The 21677-nt window shown below is 68.5% G+C and carries 23 protein-coding genes; 10 read left to right on the forward strand and 13 right to left on the reverse strand.

All coding sequences use genetic code 11. From position 1 onward, the window contains the following. Window positions 1-11: 11 nt before the first annotated feature. The 4 genes from SFC76_RS04680 (at window position 12) to SFC76_RS04695 (ending at window position 5884) form a co-directional block, all read left to right on the forward strand. On the forward strand, window positions 12-2861 hold the full coding sequence (locus SFC76_RS04680; protein WP_322848324.1) for a pitrilysin family protein: 2850 nt from the start codon (window positions 12-14) through the stop codon (window positions 2859-2861). A gap of 10 nt (window positions 2862-2871) precedes the next feature. Continuing rightward, window positions 2872-3171: a hypothetical protein gene (locus SFC76_RS04685; protein ID WP_322848325.1), complete on the forward strand. Its 300-nt coding sequence runs from the start codon at window positions 2872-2874 to the stop codon at window positions 3169-3171. A gap of 78 nt (window positions 3172-3249) precedes the next feature. Further along, window positions 3250-5148, forward strand: coding sequence for a CocE/NonD family hydrolase (locus tag SFC76_RS04690; RefSeq protein WP_322848326.1), 1899 nt, complete (start codon window positions 3250-3252; stop codon window positions 5146-5148). A 10-nt stretch (window positions 5149-5158) separates the two neighbouring features. Continuing rightward, window positions 5159-5884: a TonB family protein gene (locus SFC76_RS04695; RefSeq protein WP_322848327.1), complete on the forward strand. Its 726-nt coding sequence runs from the start codon at window positions 5159-5161 to the stop codon at window positions 5882-5884. Between the two features lie 6 nt (window positions 5885-5890). On the opposite strand, the gene SFC76_RS04700 is transcribed toward SFC76_RS04695, so the two are convergent. The 6 genes from SFC76_RS04700 to SFC76_RS04725 all read right to left on the reverse strand — a co-directional run bounded on the left by SFC76_RS04700 (window position 5891) and on the right by SFC76_RS04725 (window position 11118). Beyond that, complete coding sequence (locus SFC76_RS04700) at window positions 5891-6946, reverse strand: 5-(carboxyamino)imidazole ribonucleotide synthase (RefSeq protein ID WP_322848328.1); 1056 nt, start codon at window positions 6944-6946, stop codon at window positions 5891-5893. Then, a complete protein-coding gene (gene purE, locus SFC76_RS04705; protein ID WP_322848329.1) occupies window positions 6946-7422 on the reverse strand; it encodes a 5-(carboxyamino)imidazole ribonucleotide mutase in 477 nt (158 codons plus the stop codon). Before purE ends, SFC76_RS04700 begins: the two co-directional genes overlap by 1 nt. 758 nt (window positions 7423-8180) lie before the next feature. Further along, window positions 8181-8867 (reverse strand): 2,3-diphosphoglycerate-dependent phosphoglycerate mutase, encoded by a 687-nt coding sequence (gene gpmA, locus SFC76_RS04710; RefSeq protein WP_038664381.1) that lies wholly within the window; start codon window positions 8865-8867, stop codon window positions 8181-8183. 13 nt (window positions 8868-8880) lie between these two features. Then, window positions 8881-9345 (reverse strand): GNAT family N-acetyltransferase, encoded by a 465-nt coding sequence (locus tag SFC76_RS04715; RefSeq protein ID WP_322848330.1) that lies wholly within the window; start codon window positions 9343-9345, stop codon window positions 8881-8883. Then, window positions 9345-10454, reverse strand: a complete 1110-nt coding sequence (locus SFC76_RS04720; RefSeq protein WP_322848331.1) for a M14-type cytosolic carboxypeptidase — start codon at window positions 10452-10454, stop codon at window positions 9345-9347. Before SFC76_RS04720 ends, SFC76_RS04715 begins: the two co-directional genes overlap by 1 nt. Before the next feature lie 52 nt (window positions 10455-10506). Further along, complete coding sequence (locus SFC76_RS04725) at window positions 10507-11118, reverse strand: DUF4136 domain-containing protein (RefSeq protein WP_322848332.1); 612 nt, start codon at window positions 11116-11118, stop codon at window positions 10507-10509. A gap of 138 nt (window positions 11119-11256) precedes the next feature. Here SFC76_RS04725 and ykgO point away from each other — a divergent pair, with 138 nt between their 5' ends. From ykgO to SFC76_RS04745, 4 genes are all read left to right on the forward strand, one after another. Next, the gene (gene ykgO / locus SFC76_RS04730) at window positions 11257-11382 is read left to right on the forward strand and encodes a type B 50S ribosomal protein L36 (protein WP_003046794.1); all 126 of its coding nucleotides are present in this window, start codon (window positions 11257-11259) and stop codon (window positions 11380-11382) included. Window positions 11383-11392: 10 nt separating this feature from the next. Further along, a complete protein-coding gene (locus tag SFC76_RS04735) occupies window positions 11393-12034 on the forward strand; it encodes an HAD family phosphatase (RefSeq protein WP_322848333.1) in 642 nt (213 codons plus the stop codon). Between the two features lie 246 nt (window positions 12035-12280). After that, window positions 12281-13612 carry a NupC/NupG family nucleoside CNT transporter gene (locus SFC76_RS04740; protein ID WP_322848334.1) on the forward strand — a complete coding sequence of 444 codons (1332 nt, stop codon included), beginning with the start codon at window positions 12281-12283 and terminating at the stop codon, window positions 13610-13612. Window positions 13613-13637: 25 nt separating this feature from the next. Continuing rightward, a complete protein-coding gene (locus tag SFC76_RS04745; RefSeq protein ID WP_322848335.1) occupies window positions 13638-14993 on the forward strand; it encodes an amino acid permease in 1356 nt (451 codons plus the stop codon). A 107-nt stretch (window positions 14994-15100) separates the two neighbouring features. Here the strand turns inward: SFC76_RS04745 and SFC76_RS04750 are convergent, their stop codons facing one another. The 7 genes from SFC76_RS04750 to gluQRS form a co-directional block, all read right to left on the reverse strand. Then, complete coding sequence (locus SFC76_RS04750) at window positions 15101-15247, reverse strand: hypothetical protein (protein WP_322848336.1); 147 nt, start codon at window positions 15245-15247, stop codon at window positions 15101-15103. Beyond that, a complete protein-coding gene (locus SFC76_RS04755; RefSeq protein ID WP_322848337.1) occupies window positions 15244-16113 on the reverse strand; it encodes a 3-hydroxybutyryl-CoA dehydrogenase in 870 nt (289 codons plus the stop codon). Before SFC76_RS04755 ends, SFC76_RS04750 begins: the two co-directional genes overlap by 4 nt. A gap of 56 nt (window positions 16114-16169) precedes the next feature. Further along, window positions 16170-17147: an L-histidine N(alpha)-methyltransferase gene (gene egtD, locus SFC76_RS04760; RefSeq protein ID WP_322848338.1), complete on the reverse strand. Its 978-nt coding sequence runs from the start codon at window positions 17145-17147 to the stop codon at window positions 16170-16172. Continuing rightward, on the reverse strand, window positions 17148-18398 hold the full coding sequence (gene egtB, locus SFC76_RS04765) for an ergothioneine biosynthesis protein EgtB (protein WP_322848339.1): 1251 nt from the start codon (window positions 18396-18398) through the stop codon (window positions 17148-17150). It abuts the gene before it with no gap. Window positions 18399-18766: 368 nt separating this feature from the next. Continuing rightward, window positions 18767-19315, reverse strand: a complete 549-nt coding sequence (locus SFC76_RS04770; RefSeq protein WP_322848340.1) for a cob(I)yrinic acid a,c-diamide adenosyltransferase — start codon at window positions 19313-19315, stop codon at window positions 18767-18769. Between the two features lie 4 nt (window positions 19316-19319). Further along, window positions 19320-19550, reverse strand: coding sequence for a twin transmembrane helix small protein (locus SFC76_RS04775; protein WP_038664354.1), 231 nt, complete (start codon window positions 19548-19550; stop codon window positions 19320-19322). A 3-nt stretch (window positions 19551-19553) separates the two neighbouring features. Continuing rightward, window positions 19554-20426 (reverse strand): tRNA glutamyl-Q(34) synthetase GluQRS, encoded by an 873-nt coding sequence (gene gluQRS, locus SFC76_RS04780; protein ID WP_322848341.1) that lies wholly within the window; start codon window positions 20424-20426, stop codon window positions 19554-19556. A gap of 107 nt (window positions 20427-20533) precedes the next feature. Between gluQRS and SFC76_RS04785 the strand changes: the two genes are divergently transcribed. Beyond that, window positions 20534-21100, forward strand: a complete 567-nt coding sequence (locus tag SFC76_RS04785; RefSeq protein WP_038664347.1) for an HNH endonuclease — start codon at window positions 20534-20536, stop codon at window positions 21098-21100. A gap of 16 nt (window positions 21101-21116) precedes the next feature. Further along, window positions 21117-21569 (forward strand): hypothetical protein, encoded by a 453-nt coding sequence (locus SFC76_RS04790; RefSeq protein WP_322848342.1) that lies wholly within the window; start codon window positions 21117-21119, stop codon window positions 21567-21569. Window positions 21570-21677 lie beyond the last annotated feature (108 nt).

The following is a 21677-nucleotide window of genomic DNA, read 5'->3' on the forward strand; positions in this document are numbered from 1 at the left end:
ACTCTATTCTCATGACGAAGCTATTCGCACTTGCCGGCGTCGCATCGATCGCGCTGGTGGCGCCGCTGTACGCGCAGACCAGGCCCGCCCCCGCCCCGGTGAAGGCCGCGCCGGTGGCGGCGCTCGTCAAGGCGGTGAACATCCCGTATCAGCAGTTCACGCTCAAGAACGGCCTGCGCGTCGTCGTCCACACCGATCGCAAGGCACCGGTCGTCGCGGTCAGCGTCTGGTACGATGTCGGTTCGAAGCACGAGCCGCAGGGCTCGACCGGCTTTGCGCATCTGTTCGAGCATCTGATGTTCAACGGGTCGGAAAATGCGCCCGGCGACTTCTTCGCGCCCCTCAAGCAGGTCGGCGCGACCGACTTCAACGGCACCACCTATTTCGACCGGACCAATTATTTCGAGACGGTGCCGACCGCGGCGCTGGAGCGCGCGTTGTTCCTCGAATCGGATCGCATGGGCTATCTGCTCGGCGCGATCACGCAAGGGGTGCTCGACGAGCAGCGCGGCGTCGTCCAGAACGAGAAGCGGCAGGGCGACAACCGCCCTTACGGCCTGATGGGCTATGCGGTGACCGAGGGGCTGTTCCCGGCGACCCATCCTTATGGTCATGACACGATCGGTTCGATGGCGGATCTCGACGCCGCCAGTCTCGACACGGTGAAGAACTGGTTCAGCGGCCATTACGGCCCGAACAATGCCGTGCTGGTGCTCGCCGGCGACATCGACGCCGCCACCGCGCGACCGCTGGTCGAGAAATATTTCGGCGCGATCAAGCCCGGCCCCAAAAGCGTGCTGCCCGCCGCCCCGGTCGTCACCTTGCCCGCCGCCAAGACGGTGACGCTCAAAGATCGCGTCGCCGCGACGATGATCAGCCGCAACTGGACGGTGCCGGGGCTCAACGACAAGGACAATGCGGCGCTGGAGGTCGCTGCCGGCGTGCTCGGCGGACTGGATTCGTCGCGCCTGACCAACGTGCTGATCCGGCAGGAGAAGCTGTTCACCTCGGTCAATGCCGACAATAGCGCCTTCGCGCAGGTCGGCATGTTCGCGGTCGAGGGGCTGGTGCGCCCCGGCGTCGATCCGGCGGTGGCGGCGAAGCGGCTCGACGAGGTGGTCGCCGAGTTCCTGCGCACCGGGCCGACGCAGGACGAGGTGTCGCGCTTCGTCACCACCCGCGTCGCCGGGCGCGTGCGCGGGCTCGAGGCGGTCGGCGGCTTCGGCGGCAAGGCGGTCGCGCTCGCCGAGGGCGCGCTCTATTCGAACGATCCCGGCTTCTACAAGAAACAGCTTGCCGATCTCGCCGCGCAGACGCCGGCGAGCGTCAAGGCCGCCGCGGACAAGTGGCTGACGCGTCCCGCGCTGGCGGTCAACGTCGTGCCCGGGGCACGCGACGCCTATGCCGAGGCGAAGGTGCCGCCGAAGGTCGACGTGGTCGCCGCGCCCGAACAGCCGGCGAAGGGCACCCGCGGTGCCATTCCGGGCGTCGGCCCGGTCACCGGCCTGACCTTCCCCAAGGTAGAGCGCAGCCGCCTGTCGAACGGCATCGAGCTGGTCTATGCGCAGCGCAATGCGGTGCCGGTGACGCAGGCGGTGCTGAGCTTCGATGCCGGCTATGCCGCGGATGTCGCAGGCAAGCTCGGCACGCAGCTCGTCGCGCTCAACATGCTCGACGAAGGCACCGAGCATTACGACGTCAACGCGCTCGCCGAGGCGCGCGAGCGGCTCGGCATGCAGCTCTCGTCGGGGGCGGGTAACGATCGCAGCACGTTGTCGATGGGCGTGCCGAGCGCCAATCTGGGTGCGGCGCTCGATTTGTTCGCCGAGGTCGCGCGGCGGCCGGCCTATGGCGAGGCGGAGGTCGCCCGTTTCAAGGCGCAGCAGGTCGCGCAGATCCAGCAGGAGCTGACCAACCCCGGCGCGCTCGCGCAGCGCATGTCGACGCGCATCCTCGCGGCGGGCACGCCGTACGAGAAGGCGCAGGGCAGCGGCGATCCGGTCGCGGTGGCGGCGCTGACGCCGGCCGACCTGCGCCGCTATCAACAGGCGTGGCTGCGGCCCGAGAAGGCCAAATTGTTCGTCGTGTCCGACCGGCCGCTCGCCGAGGTGCAGGCGGCGCTGGAGGCGCGGTTCGGCGACTGGAAGGGGACGGGTGCGCCGGGGACCAAGACGTTCGGCGGCACTCAGGCGCCGCTCAAGCCGGGCATCGTGCTGGTCGACCGGCCGGACAGCCCGCAGTCGATCGTCGTCGCCGGGCAGCGGACCGGGCTCAAGGGCACCGACGACCTGCTCGTCCTCAACACGGTCAACGATGCGCTCGGCGGCAGCTTCCTCAGCCGGATCAACATGGACCTTCGCGAGGAGAAGCATTGGTCCTATGGCGCGGGCGGTCGCTTCCAGCCGTCGGAGTTCGCCGCGCCCTATCTGTTGCAGGCCGGCGTGCAGGCGGACAAGACCGGCCCGTCGATCGCCTCGGCTCGCGACGACGTCGCGCAGTTCGTGACCACCAAGCCGATGACCGAAACCGAGTTCGACCTCGCCATAAAGGGAGCGACGCTGCAATTGCCCGGCCAGTTCGAAACCTCGCAGGCGGTGCTCGGCGCGATGCAGGCGAACGACCTGTTCAAGCGGCCCGACGATTATTACTCGACGGTCGCCACCCGCTATCGCGCGATGACGCTGCCGCAATTGCGCGGCGCGGCGGCGCAGACGATCGATCCGGCCAAGCTGACCTGGATCGTCGTCGGCGACGCTTCCAAGGTAAAGCCGCAGCTTGACAGCCTTGGCCTGCCGGTCGAGGTCGTCCCGGCAAGCGCAGTCGCCGGCGCCCCCGCCGGTGCTGTGACCACAGCGCAATGAGGAGAGTGTGATGGCCGATGTTGATGGCAGCTGGGATTGCACCGTGAAGTCGCCGCTTGGCGACCAGAATCTGACGCTCACCGTGCAGAGCGAGGGAGATACCTTCACCGGCAGCGCCTCGGGTGCGATGGGCGCGGGCGACATTACCGGTACGGTCTCGGGCAACACGATCAGCTGGAAGCTCCAGATGACCGTGCCGATGCCGATGACGCTGGATTGCGAGGCGACCGCCGAGGGCGATACGCTGACCGGGACGGTCGGCGCCGGCGCATTCGGCAGCTTCCCGTTGTCGGGCAAGCGTAGCGCTTGATTCGCCGGCAATAATCGCGACACATTGCGGCCCGCCTCCCACCGGAGGCGGGCCGCTTCGTTTTGAGGTTTCCGCCGCATGATCCGTCCGCTTCTCGCCGCCTGCGCCCTGGGCGCGCTCGCCACCGCCGCGCTCGCCGGTGCGCAAAGTTACGACGAACGCCCCGCCAAGCTGGCGCCGCGCGACACGCAGTACGAATACGTCCGCAAGGCGGTCGAGATTCCGATGCGCGACGGGGTCAAGCTCCACACCGTGATCGTCATCCGCAAGGGCACGAAGGACGCCGGCATCCTGCTGACCCGCACGCCCTATGACGCGGACGATCAGACCAAGGCGGACAGCGGCACCTTCGCCGGCATCCTGTCGCACGGCGACGGGCCGTGGGACCTCATCGCGGCGGACGGCTATATCCGCGTCATCCAGGACGTGCGCGGCATGCACGGCAGCCAAGGCATCACGCTGATGAACCCGACGCCCGCCGGATCGCCCAACAATCCGACCAAGACCGACGATTCGACCGACACCTACGACACGATCGCCTGGCTGGTGAAGAACGTGCCGGAGAGCAACGGACGCGTCGGGATCAGCGGCATCAGCTACGACGGCTTCCTGCCGCTGATGGCGCTGATCAACCCGCATCCCGCGCTCAAGGTGTCGGTGCCGATGAACCCGATGGTCGACGGCTGGCGCGGCGACGACTGGTTCCACAACGGCGCCTTCCGCCAGATCGGCCTGCCCTATATGCTCGGCCAGCAGGGGACGCGCGATGCGAGCACGCCGTGGATCACCGACACCGCCGACGATTACGATTACTGGCTGCGCAACGTCTCGGCGGGCGCGGTGGCGAAGGCGCAGGGGGTCGATCAGGCGTCGGGCTTCTACCGCAAGGTCGCCGCGCATCCCGCCTATGACGGCTATTGGTCGAGCGCGGCGATGGACAAGATCCTCGCCGCGCAGCCGCTGAAGGTGCCGACGATGCTCGTCGCCGGGCTGTGGGACCAGGAGGACATCTATGGCGCGCCCGCGGTCTATCGCGCGCTGGAGCCCAAGGACACGAAGAACGACATGGTCTTCCTGACGCTCGGGCCGTGGTATCACGGGCAGGAGGTCGGTGACGGCAGCGCGCTCGGCGCGATCAAATGGGATCAGGACACCGCCAAATGGTGGCGCTGGCACGTGCTGCGGCCGTTCCTGGCGCATTACCTCAAGAGCGACCAGCCGGCGATGGACGTCGCGCCGGTCACCGCCTTCCAGTCGGGCGCCAACCAGTGGCAGCGGTTGCAGGCGTGGACCCAGCCGGCGCCGACGCCGCTCTACCTCAAGCCCGGCGGCGCGCTGGGTTTCGCGGCGGCGGGCGGTGCGGCCGAGACCGCGGATTACATTTCCGATCCCGCGCATCCGGTCTCCTATCGGGTGCGGCCGACGCGGCCGATCTATGCCGATGGCTCGACGTGGAAGAACTGGCTGGTCGACGATCAGCGCGGCGTGTCGGGGCGGCCGGACGTCGTCACCTTCACCAGCGACGTGCTCACCGCGCCGGTGACGATCGCCGGCGCGCCCGAGGTCCATCTCACCGCCTCGACCAGCGGCACCGACAGCGACTGGGTGGTCAAGCTGGTCGACGTCTATCCCGAGGTGATGCCCAAACAGGCGGAGATGGGCGGCTATCAGCTCGCGGTGGCGATGGACATCTTCCGGGGCCGCTATCGCGAGGATCTGGCGGTGGCCAAGCCGCTCGCCGCCAATGCGCCGCTCAAATACCAATTCGCGCTGCCCGAGACCAACCACGTCTTCCTGCCCGGGCATCGCATCATGGTGCAGGTCCAGTCGAGCTGGTTCCCGCTCTACGACCGCAATCCGCAGACCTTCATCCCGAACATCTTCTTCGCGCAGCCCAAGGACTATGTGACGGCGACGCAGAAGATCACCGTCGCCGGGCCGGACGCGAGCTATATCGCGCTGCCGGTCGTCAAATGACGGTGCCGCGGTGAGACGCCGCCATGCCCCCGACCGCACGGCGCTCGCGCTGACGATCGGGGTGCATGGCGTATTGCTGCTGCTGGTGCTGACGATGCGACCGCCGTCGGTGCCGGCGCCGCCGTCGATCCCGACGCTCGCGCTGTTTGACGTGGCGCCGCCGCCACGGCCACCGCCGCCCGCCCCGCCGCCGCCGGGTGGCGCACCGCCTACCGCTTCGCGCCCGCCGCCGCCTCCGATCGACACCACGCCGCAGCCGCTGGCGCCGCCGTCACCGCCGAGCGCGGTGGTGCCGTCGCCGTTCGGTGCGGATCAGGACGTGGCGCAGCTCGTCGGGCCGCCGTCGACCGGGGCGGGGATGGGCGCGGGGGCCGGGCGCGGTGCGGGCAGCGGGGCGGGCGACGGTGGCGCCGGCATGACGCGCTACGCCCGGGCGAGCTGGATCTACCGGCCTTCGGATGCCGAGCTAAGGCGCTTCTGGCCGGCCGATGCGGTCCGCGACCGCATCTCGGGTCGCGCCCTGCTTGCCTGCCAGGTGCCGCGCTCGGGCCGGCCCGAGCGCTGCTGGCTAGTGTCGGACACACCCGCCGACATGGGCTTCGGCGCGGCTGCGGTGCAGATGGCGCCCCTGTTCCGGATCAGGCCGGTGCTGCGCAACGGCAAGGTGCTGCCGATACCGGTGATCGTGCCGGTGGTGTTCGATATCGCGAAATCGCCCCCGGCGAAGACGCGCTGATCCGGTTCAGCGCCGGACGCGGGTGATGTGGCCCATCTTGCGACCCGGCCGCGCCGCGCCCTTGCCGTAGAGATGGAGGTGGGCGCCGGCCTCGGTCAGCGCCGGCTGCCAGGGATCGTCGCCGATCAGGTTTTCGAGCGCCACCGCGCTTCCCGTCAGCGCGGTGCTGCCGAGCGGCAGGCCGCAGATCGCGCGGATATGGTTTTCGAACTGCGAGGTTTCGGCGCCCTCGATCGTCCAATGGCCCGAATTGTGGACACGCGGCGCCATTTCGTTGAACACCGGGCCGTCGGCGGTGGCGAAGAATTCGCACGCGAGCACGCCGACATAATCGAGCTCGGCGGCGATACGGCAGGCGAGTGCGGTCGCCTCCTCCGCCTGGTCGAGGATCGGCTGCGGCGCCGGCACGGTCGACGTGCGCAGGATCGCGTCGACATGGACGTTCTGCGGCGGATCGTAGCGGACGGTGGCGCCGTCCTGGCCGCGTGCGATCAGGATCGAGAATTCGTGGCTGAAATCGACGAACGCCTCCAGCACGGCGGGACCGCCGATCGCGTCCCATGCCGCATCGGCGTCGGCGGGGCCGTGGAGGCGCATCTGGCCCTTGCCGTCATAGCCGAAGCGCGCGGTCTTGAGCACCGCGGGGATGCCGACATGGTCAAGCGCGGCGACCAGCGTCTCGCGGCTGTCGACCGCGGCCCAGCGTGCCGGGCGGCCGCCGACGCGTTCGACGAAGCGCTTCTCGGCGATCCGCTCCTGCGCCGCCGCCAGCGCGCGCGGATGCGGATGGACGGGCACGCGCCCGGCGAGCCATTCGACCGGGCCGAGCGCGATATTCTCGAACTCGTAAGTGACGACGTCGCAGGCGGCGGCGAAATCGGCGAGGACGATGCGGTTGTGATAATCGGCGCGGGTCAGGCTCGACGCGGTCTGCGCCGCGACGCTGTCCGCCTCGGGGGCGAGCACGTGCGTGCGATAGCCCAGTTGCGCGGCGGCGACGGCGAGCATCCGGCCCAATTGGCCGCCGCCGAGGATGCCGATCGTGCTGCCGGGAGCGAGCATCAGGCGGGCTCGTCGGCGACCGCGTCGGTCTGCCGCTGGCGCCAGGCTTGCAGGCGTTCGGACAGCGCGGCGTCGTGCGTCGCGAGGATCGCCGCGGCGAGCAGCCCGGCATTGGTCGCGCCGGCCTTGCCGATCGCCAGCGTGCCGACCGGGATGCCGGCGGGCATCTGGACGATCGAGAGCAGACTGTCCTGTCCGGACAGCGCCTTGCTCTGGACGGGTACGCCGAGCACTGGCAGATGCGTCATCGCCGCGGCCATGCCGGGCAGATGCGCGGCGCCGCCGGCGCCGGCGATGACGACCTTGAGCCCGCGGCCGGCGGCGGCTTTGGCGTAATCGTAGAGCCGGTCCGGGGTGCGATGCGCCGAGACGACCTTCGTTTCATGCGCGACGCCCAGTTCGGCGAGCACGTCCGCCGCATGCCGCATCGTGTCCCAATCGGACGTCGAACCCATGATGATGCCGACCAATGTCATAGACGGCGGTTAGCGGCAGAGCGGAGGGAGGGCAACGGCTTGCGCCCGTCCGGACCGGCCAACATGGACAAGTTGGACACCTTAATGGAAACGATCCGGGTTTATCGTTTCAGTTTTGGCGATGATCGAGGTCACGATGAGACAGAGCGTGCGGATATTAGCGCGTACGGGTCGTGTAGGACAGGGGGGCTTCGTCATTCCCGCGGCGAAGACCTTTCGAACGTCCACTCGGTCACTTAGGCGGGATCGACATCCATCGCCGTAACGTAATTCCTCCCCCGCCAGGGGGAGGTGGCATGCCGCAGGCATGACGGAGGGGGAGGTAAGCGACACGTCTGTTCCGTGTCCTCCCCCTCCGTCACGGCTTCGCCGCGCCACCTCCCCCTGGCGGGCAGGGCTATCGCATATGACGTTCCACGCAATGTTCCACGCAACGATGGGTACGTGACCTTGGGCGAGGTTGGCGTTTTCAATTGAGCTGCGGGCCTCCGGCGCACGATCACAACTCAAAAATTCCATATGCGATTACCCTGCCCTGGCGGGGGAGGAATTGTCATCGTTCACGCGTTGAATGTCGATCCCGGCTAGGACTGCCAGTGTTCCTGCGAAAGCAGGAACCCAGGGTCGAGCAAAGCCACGGCTTATGGCGTTCGAGACTCCTGGGCTCCTGCGTGCGCAGGAGCACTGGTGGACGTTCGCAAGGATCGTGCTTTCGCGAAACGACACATGAAGAGGGGAGGGCGTGGCACCCTCCGGCCTTACCGCTCGCTGAGGTAATAGCGGTCGGTGGCGTTCAACGCATCGTCGAGTTCGTAGACGATCGGCTGCGCGGTGGGGATCTCCAGACCGGTGATCTCGTCGTCGGGGATGTTGGAGAGATGCTTGACCAAGGCGCGCAGCGAATTGCCGTGCGCGGAGATCAGCACGCGCTGGCCGTCGCGCAGCGCGGGGACGATGCGCTCCTCGTAATAAGGCAGGACACGCGCGATCGTGTCCTTGAGGCTCTCGGTCGCGGGGATGGCGATGCCGGCGTAGCGGCGGTCGGCGGACAGATCATAGTCGCTGCCCGCCTCCATCGGCGGCGGCGGTACGTCGAAGCTGCGGCGCCAGATCTTGACCTGCGCCTCGCCGTGCTTGGCCGACGTCTCCGCCTTGTCGAGCCCGGTGAGGCCGCCGTAATGGCGCTCGTTGAGCCGCCAGTCCTTCTCGGTCGGCAGCCACAGCCGGCCCATCGCCTCGAGCGCCAGATTGAGCGTCTTGATCGCGCGCGTCTGCAGCGAGGTGAAGGTCATGTCGAAGTCGAGGCCCTTGGCGGCCATCATCTCGCCCGCGGCGCGCGCCTCGGCGGCGCCCTTTTCGGTGACGTCGACGTCCCACCAGCCGGTGAAGCGGTTTTCGAGGTTCCAGCTGGACTGGCCGTGGCGGATCAGGACGAGGCGAGGCATCGAAGGACTCCCTTCAGGATGTGGGATGGAGATCGAGAGCGAAGAATCGATTGTGCGGGCTGGGGCGATAGTCGGCGAACGGCCCGGTGTCGATGAAGCCGGCGCGGCGATACAGCGCCACCGCGGGGGCGTGCAGGTCGGCGGTGCCGGTTTCCAGGCTGAGCCGGTCGTAGCCGCGCGCGCGGGCGACCGCGACGACGTGATCGAGCAGCGCGCGGCCGACGCCGGTGCCGCGGGCGGCGGGCGCGGCGCGCATCGACTTGACCTCGCCGTGACGCGGATCGAGCTGTTTGAGCGCGGCGAAACCGACCAATGTCCCGTCGCGCCATGCGGTCCAGAAGGTCACGTTGGGCGCCGACAGGCCGCCGGCGTCGAGCGCGAAGGCGAAATCCGCCATCTGCCCGCGCAACTCCGCGAGGTGATGCGCGAGCAGGTCGGCGACATAAGGCGCGGCCGGATCGTCCTGCCTGATCTCCATCAGATCTCGTCGATCATCCCGGCGAGCACCTCTAGGCACGACACACCGAGCGCGCGCGAGCGTTCGGGCGACCAGCCGAATTCGGCGTCGGGATTGGGGTCGTGGTCCTTGAACGGCATCTCCAGCGTCACCGACACCGCGCCGAAACGCTGCGCCAATTGGTTGGTCGACATCGAGAGGTTGGCGTTGCCCGCGCTCGACTTGTCATAGCCCTTCTCGGTCTGGAAATCGGCAGTGTGCTCGGCAAGCCGTTGGCCGAAGGCGTAGAATTTGGCGCCGTGCGCCTCGGTCCAATTGGGGATGCCCTCGAAGCCGGCGATGAAGTTCGCCGGGATCGCCTCGTCGCCATGGACGTCGATCGCGAAGGCGACGCCGGTCTCGTCCATCGCATCGCGGACGCAGAGCACTTCGGGGCTGCGCTCGGGCGTCGGCGCGTGCCATTCGCGGTTGAGGTTCACCCCCGCCGCATTGGTACGCAGATGGCCGCGGCGGGTGCCGTCGGGGTTCATGTTGGGGACGACGTGGACGGTCGCCTTCGCGAGCAAAGGCGCGGCGGCGGGGCTGGTCAGCCAGTCGAGCGCGCCGTCCATCCAATATTCGGTCATCGATTCGCCGGGATGCTGGCGGGCGTAGAGCCACACCGGCTTGGGACCGTCGCCGATGCGGAAATAGTCGATGCTCTGGCCGTCGAGCGAGGTGCCGAGCTCGCGGTGGGTCACGCCGGGCCGGGCGGCGATGCGCGCGACGAGGTCGTGATGCATCTCCATCGTATAAGGCGCGAAATAGGCGAACCAGGCGAGTTCGCCCTCGACGCTATGGTCGAACGACAGCACGCCGTTGGCGTAGGCGGTGTCGATCATCCGCCATGCTCTCCGGTCGGAGCTGACGCGCGTTTTGTAGCCGGGCCAGCCGAAGGGATAGGCGGACTGGCCGGCGTTGACGATGCGGAAGCTCAGCCGCCGGCCCTGCGCCCCGGCGACGCGGAAATAGAACCATTGGAAGAAGTCGGACTCGCGGTCCTTGACGATCTCGAGGTCGACGCGGTCGCCGTCGATGGCGACGACGCGGATGTTGCCGCCGTCGAAGGCGGCGTTGATGCTGATGGTCATGAAGCGTGCCTGATTGGGAGAGGATGCTCGGCGAAGATGCGGGTGGGCGCGGTTACCGCACCGTGATGGTGCGGCCCGAATCGCCCGGAAAGCCGGTGAACAATGCGCGGGCGAGCTTGCCCGCCTGTTCGTCAGCGCCCTTGATGTCGCTGATCCCCTGTGCCTTGCCTTCCCAGATCGGCGACTGGTCGGCACGGCGCTTGATCGTCACCGCAAGCTCGGCGACGAGCAATTGCGTCGGGCGGCTGCGGCCGATCGGAAAGCCGATGCCGCCGCCCAGCCCGACGCCGCCGCCACCGCGCCGGCCGCCACCGCCGCTGAACCCGCCGCCGCCGATGCCGATGCTGACCGGCGACTGGCGCGGCGGGCCTTCGCGGCTGGTACGGGTGAAGGCGACGGTCGCGACGTAATCGGGGGTCGTGCCCTGGGGCGGCACGGTATAGCCGACCTTGAGCAATTCGGCCTCGACCGCGGCGGCATAGGTCTTGAATTCGAGGCTGGCGGGGGCGCCGCCCGACATCGGCTCGACCGCGACCGTGCCGCGCGCGATCGGCTGGCCGAGATGGTAGCGGATCACCTCCGTCGGCGGCAGCGACGACGTGGTCGCGCAGCCGGCGAGCGCCGCGGCGGCGACGCCGAGGACCAGGAACGGGCGGATGATCATGACGGGGACACCTTTGCGATACGTTGCGTCTGTGAAACGCTCTAACGCGTGTCGCGTTGCTTGACTATTACGCCCTCCGCCCTTAGGCGCTCGCGCTTTCACCGACACCGTCAATTTCTAAAAAGAAGCGAATCGATCATGAAGATCCGCAATAGCCTGAAGTCGCTCAAGGACCGTCATCGCGACAATCGCGTGATCCGTCGTCGCGGCCGTACCTACGTGATCAACAAGACCAACCGTCGCTTCAAGGCGCGCCAGGGCTAACCCTTTGGGGATGCCCACGGTCGACATCTCTCCTGCGGCCGTTCCGACGGCTGTGATCTTCGATGTCGGCCGGGTCCTGTACGATTGGGATCCTCGGATCCTCTACCGGCGCCTGATCGACGACGATCGGGCGCTCGATGCGTTCCTGCGCGACGTCGTCACGCACGAATGGCATTTCCAGCACGACGCCGGACGCGACTTCGCCGAGACCTCGGCGGAGCTCGCCGCGCTGTATCCGGAGCATGACGCGCTGATCGCGCTCTGGGGACCGCGGTTCCTGGAGAGTATCGGCGCGCCGATCGCCGGCATGCCGGCGCTGGTCGACGAGCTGGAGGCGGCGGACGTGCCGTTGTTCGCGATCACCAATTTCAGCCACGAATTCTGGCCGCCGTTCCGCGCGCGCGAGGCGGCGATGTTCGACCGGTTCCGCGACATCGTCGTGTCGGGGGTGGAGAAATTGGTGAAGCCCGATCCGGCGATCTACCGGCTGGCGCTCGACCGGTTCGGGCTGGAGGCGGCGCGGACGGTGTTCATCGACGACAATGCGGCGAATATCGCCGGCGCGCGGAGCGTGGGGCTGATCGGGTTGCACTTCACCGATGAGCCGACGCTGCGGCGGGAGCTGGTGACGCTGGGGTTGTTGGCGGGATAGCGCCCCCAATTCCTCCCCCGCCAGGGGGAGGTGGCAGCACGAAGTGCTGACGGAGGGGGAGGATACGGTAGGTCCAGCGTTTGGGGAAACGCCCCCTCCACCACGGCCTGCGGCCGCGGTCCCCCTCCCCCGCTTCGCGAGGGAGGAATTGGCCGCCCATTCGTCGCTAGCCTCCTGATAAACGCCGTGTATGGTGCGGCCGCGCTGCCGGGGGGCCGCGTCGTTCACTTCCCCGCGGGATGAGTCATGCATCGTATCCTGATCGGCGTCGCCGGCATTCTCGTCATCCTCGGCATCGCCGTGCTGCTGTCCGCGGATCGCCGCGCGATCCGGCTGCGCGTCGTCGGGGCCGCCTTCGCGTTGCAGGCGCTGATCGCCACCATGGTCCTGTATTGGGGACCGGGACGGCAGGCGCTCGCCGGCGCCTCGGCGGGGGTCGCCGCGCTGCTCGGCTATTCGCAGAAGGGTACCGAATTCCTGTTCGGCAAACTCGCCGCGCCCGAGATCGGCGGCCAGAGCTTCGCGATCGCGGCGCTGCCCGTCATCATCTTCTTCGCCAGCCTCGTCTCGATCCTCTATTATCTCGGGGTGATGCAGGTCGTGGTGCGCTGGGTCGGCGGCGCGATCGAGACGGTGATCGGCACCTCGAAGGTCGAATCGCTCTGCGCGGCGGCGAACATCTTCGTCGGCCAATCGGAGTCGCCTCTGGTGATCCGCCCCTATCTCGCCGGCCTCACCCCGCCGCAGGTGTTCACGGTGATGACCAGCGGCATGGCGGGCGTCGCCGGCACGATCCTCGCGGCCTATGCCTCGATGGGTATCCGGATCGAATATCTGCTCGCGGCGAGCTTCATGGCGGCGCCGGGCGGCATATTGATGGCGAAGATCATCATGCCCGATCGCCGCGTCACGCCCGAGGGCGAACTGCCGCTCGGCGACACGCCCGACGAGAACCGCCAGATCCACCTCGCCGAGGCGCGGATCAGCGGTGCCGGTCCCGCCGCGCTGCTGCCCGAGGGCGTACCGGGCGAGCCGTTGCCCGACGCGACGCACGACGAGGAGAAGCCCGCCAACCTCATCATGGCGGCCGCGCAGGGCGCGCAGACCGGCGTGCGGCTGGCGGTGGCGGTCGGTGCGATGGTGCTGGCGTTCGTCGCTTTGGTGGCGCTCGCCAACGGGCTGCTCGGCGGGCTGGGCAATATGGTCGGGCTGCCGGGGCTGAGCTTCCAGGCGTTGCTCGGCTATGTCTTCCAGCCGGTGATGTTCCTGCTCAACGTGCCGTGGAACGAGGCGGGGATCGCCGGCGGCCTGTTCGGCGAGAAGATCGTGCTCAACGAATTCGTCGCCTATATCGATCTCGGCACGCAGACGAGCCTGTCGCCGCGCACCGTCGCCGTCGTGACCTTCGCATTGTGCGGTTTCGCCAATTTCTCGTCGATCGCGATCCAGATGGCGGTGACCGGCAGCCTCGCGCCCAACCAGCGGCCGACGATCGCGCGATTGGGCCTGCGCGCGCTGGCGGCGGGCAGCCTCGCCAATCTGATGAGCGCGGCGCTCGCCGGGCTGCTGATCGGGTGAGGCCGGACCGGAAGGGCGGGGCATCATGACCGGCCTCCGCCGCACGCTCGGACCGGGCCAGCTCGCGATGATCGCGATCGGTGGCGCGGTCGGCACCGGGCTGTTCCTCGGCAGCGGCCTCGCGATCGGGCTGGCCGGGCCGGCGGTGCTGGTCAGCTATGCGATCGGCGGGCTCGTCACGCTGGCGCTGATGGGCTGCCTTGCCGAGATGACCGTCGCCGATCCGGTGACGGGGTCGTTCGGGCTGTTCGCCGAACGCTATCTCGGCCGGTTCGCGGGCTTCCTCGTCCGCTATGCCTATGCCGCGGCGGTGATCCTCGCGATCGGGACCGAGGTGACCGCGGTGGCGATCTACATGCGCTATTGGGCGCCGGGCGTGCCGGGCCTGTGGTGGATCGCCGGTTTCTCGCTGACGCTGCTCGGCGTCAATCTCGCCAGCGTGCGGCTGTTCGGCGCGGTCGAATATGTCTTCTCCGCGATCAAGATCGCCGCGATCCTGATCTTCATCGCGGTCGGCCTGTGGGTGATCGCCGTGCACGGCATCGGCTTTTCCCATTATACCGACGCGGGCGGGTTCGCGCCGCACGGCCTGAGCGGGATATGGACCGCGGTGATCGTCGCGATCTTCAGCTATATCAGCATCGAGATGATCGCGGTCGCGGCGGGCGAGGCGCGCGATCCCGAGCGCGCGATCGTCCGCGCCTTTCGCTCGACGATGCTGCGGCTGGCGCTCTTCTATCTCGGCAGCCTCGCGGTGATGCTGGCGATCGTGCCGTGGACGCAGGCGGGGACGGCGACCAGTCCGTTCGTCACGGTGATGCAGGCGAGCGGCGTGCCTTATGCCGCCGGATTGCTCAACGCGGTGGTGCTGATCGCGGCGCTGTCGGCGATGAACAGCCAATTATATGCGGCGTCGCGGATGCTGTTCAGCCTCGCCGAGAGCGGCCTCGCGCCGCGCGCGCTGGCGCAGGTCGACCGGCGCGGGGTGCCGGCGGCGGCGCTGCTGGTGTCGGCGGGGGGAATCGCGGTGGCGGGCGGCGTCTATGCGTGGCGGCCGGACGCGGCGTTCGGGGTGATGATCGCGGTATCGATCTTCGGCGCGCTGTTCACCTGGGGGATGATCTTCGTGACGCATCTCGCCTTCCGGCGGCGGCATGGGCCGCCCGCGGCGTTCCGGCTGTGGGGGCATCCGTGGACGAGCCTTGCCGGGGTCGTCGCGATCGTCGCGATCCTGCTGACGACGCCGTTCACCGCGCCGTTCGCGCTGACATTGGTGTATGGGGTGCCGTTTCTGGTGGTGCTGGCGCTGATTTACCTGATCCGGTTCCGCTCCCATTCGTTATCCCGACGAAAGTCGGGACCCATGGACGCGGGCGGCTGAGGTCGGCGCACAACGATGCAGGGCACCGTAACCATGGGTCCCGGCTTTCGCCGGGATGACGATGGGGGATTAGGGGAAGGTGGAGGGTGACGAACGGTAGGTGGCCGCTATTCGTCGGTCCGCATCTTCACCTTGTTGGGCAGATCCTTGCCCTTGGTGCGGCGCGAGGGGAGCTGCACCGGGTTCTTCTTCTTCCATTCCTTGTAGGTCATCGGCCCGTCGGGCGTGTCGACCATCGTATCGTCGAGGCTCATCGTGTCGGCTCCGGGGTGGCGCCGCTGTAATCGTAGAAGCCGCGGCCGGTCTTGCGGCCGTACCAGCCGGCCTCGACGTACTTCACCAGCAGCGGGGCAGGGCGGAACTTGGGGTCGCCGGTGCCTTCGAACAACACCCGCGTGATCTCCAGACAGGTGTCGAGGCCGATGAAATCGGCGAGCGTCAGCGGCCCCATCGGGTGGTTGAGCCCCAATTGGCAGGCGAGGTCGATGTCGCGGATCGTCGCGACGCCCTCGCCCAGCGCGAACACCGCCTCGTTGATCATCGGCATCAAAACCCGGTTGACGATGAAGCCCGGCGCGTCGTTGGCGCGGACCACCGCCTTGCCGAGGCGATCGGCATAGGCCTCGATCACGCCGACGGTCGCGTCGGAGGTGGCGAGGCCGCGGATCACCTCGATCAGCCCCATCACCGGCACCGGGTTGAAGAAATGCACGCCGATGAAGCGCTGCGGATCGGGCGAACTCTGCGCCAGCCGGGTGATCGGGATCGACGAGGTGTTGGAGGCGAGGATCGCGTCGGGACCGAGCACCTTGCCGACCTGACCGAAGATCGAGCGCTTGATCTCCTCGCGCTCGGTCGCCGCCTCGATGACGAGACCGCAATCGGCCATCGCCTCGACGCTGGCGACGGGTTCGATCCGGGCGAGCGTCGCGTCACGGCTTGCGGCGTCGATCTTCTCCTTGTCGACCGCGCGGGCGAGCAATTTGGCGATTCCCGCCTTGCCCGCCTCGGCGCGCTCGACCGACACGTCGCTCAACAGCACGCGATAGCCCGCCGCCGCCGATACCTGCGCGATGCCCGCGCCCATCTGGCCCGAACCGATGACTCCGACTGCCTGCACGTCCATCTCCTATGCTTTTGACGCGCCATAGCCGCTTTCGGCGCGTCTGCCAGCCGTCAGGGGGCGGGGCGCTCGGCCTGCGCTTCGGCGAGGAACAGGCCGAACAGGCCGTCGGGATCGGTCCATTCGCGGACCGGCGTCCAGCCACCCGAGCGCAGCAGGATGCGCGCGTCGCGCGAGCCGTATTTGTGGCTGTTCTCGGTGTGGATGCTCTCGCCGGCCGCCATTTCGAAGGCGCGGCCGTCGACGGTGAAGGCGACGTCGCGGGTGGCGACGAGGTGCATCTCGATCCGCGCGCGATCGTCGTTCCAGCGCGCCTCATGCGCGAAGAATTCGACGGGAATCGTGCCGGAAAGCTCACGATTGATGCGGTCGAGCACATTGCGGTTGAACGCCGCGGTGACGCCGCCGGCATCGTCGTAGGCGGCGACCAAGGTCGCCTCGTCCTTGATCCGGTCCATGCCGATCAGCAGCATCGCGCCTTCGCCCAGCGACGCGCGCATCGTGCGGAGCAGGTCGACCGCCATCAGCGGGATCATGTTGCCGATCGTCGAACCGGGGAAGAAACCGAGCTTGGGCGTATCGGCGACGGTGTGCGGCAGGGTGAGCGGGCGCATGAAATCCGCCTCGAACGGCAGCACCAGCAAGCCGGGAAAGGCTTCCGACAGAGCGCGGGAGGATTCGCGCAGGAAGTCGCCCGAGATATCGATCGGGACATAGGCGGAGGGTTCGGTGCAGCGCAGCAGCAGCGGCGTCTTGACCGACGAGCCCGAGCCGAATTCGACGACGGCGCGGCCGCGGCCGGCGATGTCGGCGACTTCCGGACAGATCGTCTCGAGGATCGCGGTCTCGGTGCGGGTCGGATAATATTCGGGGACGTTGGTGATGTCCTCGAACAATTCGGAGCCGCGACGGTCGTAGAACCAGCGCGCGGGGATCGCGCGCGGACGCCGTTCCAGCCCGGCGAGCACATCGGCGCGGAACTGCGGATCGGCGAGCGTCTGCTCGCCGTCCTCGACTTCGGGCTTCAACATCTAGAGGTCCTTGGCGAGCCGCACGCCGGTGAACTGCCAGCGCTGATGCGGGTAGAAGAAGTTGCGGTAGCTGGCGCGGGCGTGACCGCGCGGCGTCGCGCAGCTGCCGCCGCGCAGCACGAACTGGCCGCTCATGAACTTGCCGTTATATTCGCCGACCGCGCCCTCGATCGTGCGGAAGCCGGGGTAGGGGCGGTAGGCGCTGCCGGTCCATTCCCAGACGTCGCCGAAAAAGGCGGGGCCGGATGCGGGGCGCGGCTCGACCGGGCCGGCGGCATCCATCTGGTTGCCGCCGCGCGCGTCTTGCGCCTGCGCCGCGGCCTCCCATTCGAATTCGGTCGGCAGGCGGGCGCCGGCCCAACTCGCATAGGCATCCGCCTCGTACAGGCTGACGTGCGTCACCGGCGCGGCGGGATCGATCGCGCGGCGGCCGTCGAGGCCGAAGCGCGTCCAATTGCCGTCGCGCTCCTCCCAATAGAGCGGCGCGACGATCGCCTCCGCCTTGACCCACGCCCAGCCGTCGGCGAGCCAATGCGCGGGATCGCGATAGCCGCCATCGGCGATGAACGCCGCCCATTCGCCGTTGGTGACGGTGCGGTCGGCGAGCGCATGCGGCGCGAGCAGGGCGTCGTGGCGCGGACCTTCGCAGTCGAAGGCGAAACCGTCGCCGTCATGGCCGATGCGGACGATGCCGCCGGCATGGTCGATCCAGCGGATCGGGCCGGGCATCGCCACAGGCACCTTGGGCGCGGCGGGCCAGATCGCCGGTTCGAGCGGATTCTCGCCGAACAGGTGCAGAATGTCGGTGACGAGCAGCTCCTGATGCTGCTCCTCGTGATGGCAGCCGAGCGCGACGAGGTCGCGTGCCGCCGCGGGCAGATCGGGCAGCGCGGCGGCGAGCGCGGCATCGACGTGGGCGCGATAGGCGCGGACCTCGTCGAGCGTCGGGCGGGTGATCATGCCGCGCCGGTCGCGCGCGTGGCGGCGCCCCTCCGCCTCGTAATAGCTGTTGAACAGGAACGGGAAGCGGTCGTCGTGGAGCTGATAGCCGGGGACGTGGTCGCGCAGCACGAAGGTTTCGAAGAACCATGTCGTATGCGCGAGATGCCATTTGGTCGGCGACGCGTCCGGCATCGACTGGACGGTGGCGTCGGCGTCGGACAGCGGCGCGGCGAGCGCCAGCGTCAGCGCGCGGACGGCGCGGTAGCGTTCGGAAAGCGGCGCGAGCGGCTCGGGTGCGATCTTCAACATGGCTGGCCTCCCCCGCGCGCCTTAACGCAAGTCAGGACAGCGCGCGAAACAGCAAAGGGTTGCAGCCGGGACGGACGTTTTGGCAGATGTCATGCGATTTCGATGAGTTGGGGCTTTTCATAATCGCTCCGGTTACGCGGATCGAGCATCGCGATGCGCTCCGCTGAGCAGAAGAATGGTTCACGCGAAGGCGCGAAGGCGCGAAGGTGTCGCGCTTGCCGCAGTGGCGGCCCGTCATATCAAGCGCTTGCGATGACAGGGCCACGCTTGCCGCGGGCGCGACACCTTCGCGTCTTCGCGCCTTCGCGTGAACAAAAATCCTTGGTGCAGGAGCAGGCGGAGCGAATGTCCCGCGAGGAACGACGGTCCTAGCGGCTCGCGCCCGGCTGCCAGAGTACGTCGCCGTCGCCGGTGCCATTGACCACGCGGGTGGCGACGAACAGCCAGTCGGACAGGCGGTTGAGATAGGCGAGCGCCGGCGGGTTGAGCCCGTCGACCGCCACTGCGCTGCGCTCGGCACGGCGAACGATGGCGCGGGCGAGGTGCAATGCCGCGGCGGCGGGATCGCCGCCGGGCAGGATGAAGCTGGTCAGCGGGCCGAGATCGGCGTTCATCGCGTCGATCTCCGCCTCCAGCCGCGCGACCTGTGCAGGAACGATGCGCAACGCGCCGTCGATCCCCAGCGGGGTGGCGATGTCGGCGCCGAGGTCGAACAGGTCGTTCTGGATGGTCAGCAGCGTCGTGGCGGGGGACCGCTCGCCGAGCGCGGCGATCGCGACGCCGATCGCGCTATTGGCCTCGTCGACGTCACCGATCGCCGCCATGCGCGGATTCGCCTTGGACACGCGCGAACCGTCGACGAGGCCGGTCGTGCCGGCGTCGCCGGTGCGCGTGTAGATGCGGTTGAGCTTGACCAACGGCTCAGGTGCGTCCGGCGAGGAACAGGATCAGCACCACGATCAGGATCGCGATCGCCTGAAAAAAGATGCGCATCTGCATCATCTTGTTCGACTTGAGCGAGGCAGCGGACGGCCCTTGGCCGTCGCGGACCTGCGCGTGCGATTCCTGGAGGAAGGCGATGACGCCCCGGACCAAAGCGACCACCGTCGCCAGCATCGCCGCGATCAGCAGGAGGACGAGGAAGGTGTTCATCCGCTATAGGTAAGCGCTTGCTACCGCAAAGCCAATGGGAAGCCGGCCGGCGCGGATATCGTCCGCCAGCGCCGCCCCGTCCCGACCCGCGGCGCGCAGATCGGCAAGCGCAGGCGCGCCGTTGCGCTTGGCGAGCCGCGTGCCGTCGGGGCCGAGCAGGAGCGGATGGTGGCGGTAGCGCGGCGTCGGCAGGCCGAGCAGCGCCTGCAACAGCCGGTGGATGTCGGTCGCGCGCATCAGGTCGCGGCCGCGCACCACGTCGGTGATCCCCTGCGCGGCATCGTCGATCGTCACCGCGAGGTGGTAGCTCGCCGGCGCGTCCTTGCGCGCGAGGACGACGTCGCCGAACGCCTGCGGGTCCGCGCGCTGCGGCCCGGCGATCCCGTCGGTCCAGTCGAGCGCGCCGGCCTGCGCGACGGCGCGGTCCATCGCCAGCCGCCACGCATGCGGCGTGCCCGCGGCGATCCGCGCGGCGACGTCGCCCGCGGACAGATGCCGGCAGGTGCCGGGATAGATGAGCCCGTCCGGCCCGTGATGCGGGGCCGAGGCGCTCGCCGCGATATCGGCGCGGGTGCAGAAACAGGGGTAGAGCAGGTCGCGCGCGCGCAACCCGGCGAGCGCCGCTTCGTAGACGGCGAGCCGGGTCGACTGGCGCAGCACCGGCCCGTCCCAGCGCAGCCCGAGCCACGCGAGATCCTCTTCGATCCCGGCGACGAAGCCCTCGCGGCTGCGCGTGCCGTCGATATCCTCGATGCGCAGCAGGAAGCCGCCGCCCGCCGCCCGCGCGTGATCGTGCGCCTGGAGCGCGGCATAGGCATGGCCGAGGTGCAGCCGCCCGGTCGGGCTCGGCGCGAAACGGGTGCGCACGCCGCTCACGCCCGCACCCCGCCGCAGAAGGCTTGACCGGCATCGACCCGCCGTGCTGTCATACCAGCGTCACTCTCGTGGGCGACATGGCCCGCGGGTAATCCGTGGGAGGAGCCGTGTTTCATCCCGATCTGATCCGTCACCCCGACAATTGTCCGGCGCTGGTGCTCAACGCCGATTATACGCCGCTGTCTTATTATCCGCTGAGCGTCTGGCCGTGGCAGACCGCGATCAAGGCGGTGTTCCTCGATCGCGTCGACATCGTCGCGCATTACGAACGCTCGGTGCGCAGCCCGACCGCGGAGATCAAGCTGCCCTCGGTGATCGCGCTCAAACAATATGTGCGTCCTTCAGCGTTTCCGGCGTTCACCCGCTTCAACCTGTTCCTGCGCGACCGCTTCGCCTGCCAATATTGCGGCGTCGGGCGCGACCTGACCTTCGACCATGTCGTGCCGCGCGCGCAGGGCGGACGGACGACGTGGGAGAATGTCGTCACCGCCTGCGCGCCGTGCAACCTCAAGAAGGGCGGGCGGACGCCGAAACAGGCGCATATGCCGCTGTACGTCGAGCCGATCCGGCCGACCAACTGGCATTTGCAGGAACATGGCCGCGCCTTTCCGCCCAACTATCTCCACGACACGTGGCACGACTGGCTCTACTGGGACGTTGAGCTGGAAGCGTAACGAACGGAGACCGGGTTTGCGAACGGGGATCATCATCGCGGCGGGCCTCGCCGCCGCGGGCGCGCTGGCCGGCTGTGGCCAACGCGAGGACAAGGTGGCGGCAGCGGACGCCAATGCCGCCGGCTTCGTGCCGCCCGCGGTGACCAGCCGCATCGACTTCACCAGCACGATGGAGCGGCGCTTCCGCACGCTCGACCGCAACGCGGACGACCGGCTCGACAAGACCGAGCTGCCCCGCCAGAACAGCCGCCTGATGAGCCTCGACCGCAACGGCGACGGCGTCATCAGCCTGATCGAATGGGACGAGGGCACGCTCAAGCGCTTCGACCAGATGGACCTCAACCACGACGGCACCGTCACCTCGGAAGAGGAAAAGGAATGGCGCGCTGCCCGCGATGCGGGCCGCGAGCCGGCGACGCGCCCGACCGCACCGGTGCCGGGCGATCCGCTTGGGAACGGCAAGTCCTAGGGGGGCGACAATCAGCAATTCCTCCCCCGCCAGGGGGAGGTGGCATGCCGCAGGCATGACGGAGGGGGAGGACGGAACGGAAGACGTCGCTTACCTCCCCCTCCGTCA

This window comes from Sphingomonas sp. CD22 (assembly GCF_034556155.1).
Lineage (GTDB): Bacteria > Pseudomonadota > Alphaproteobacteria > Sphingomonadales > Sphingomonadaceae > Sphingomonas.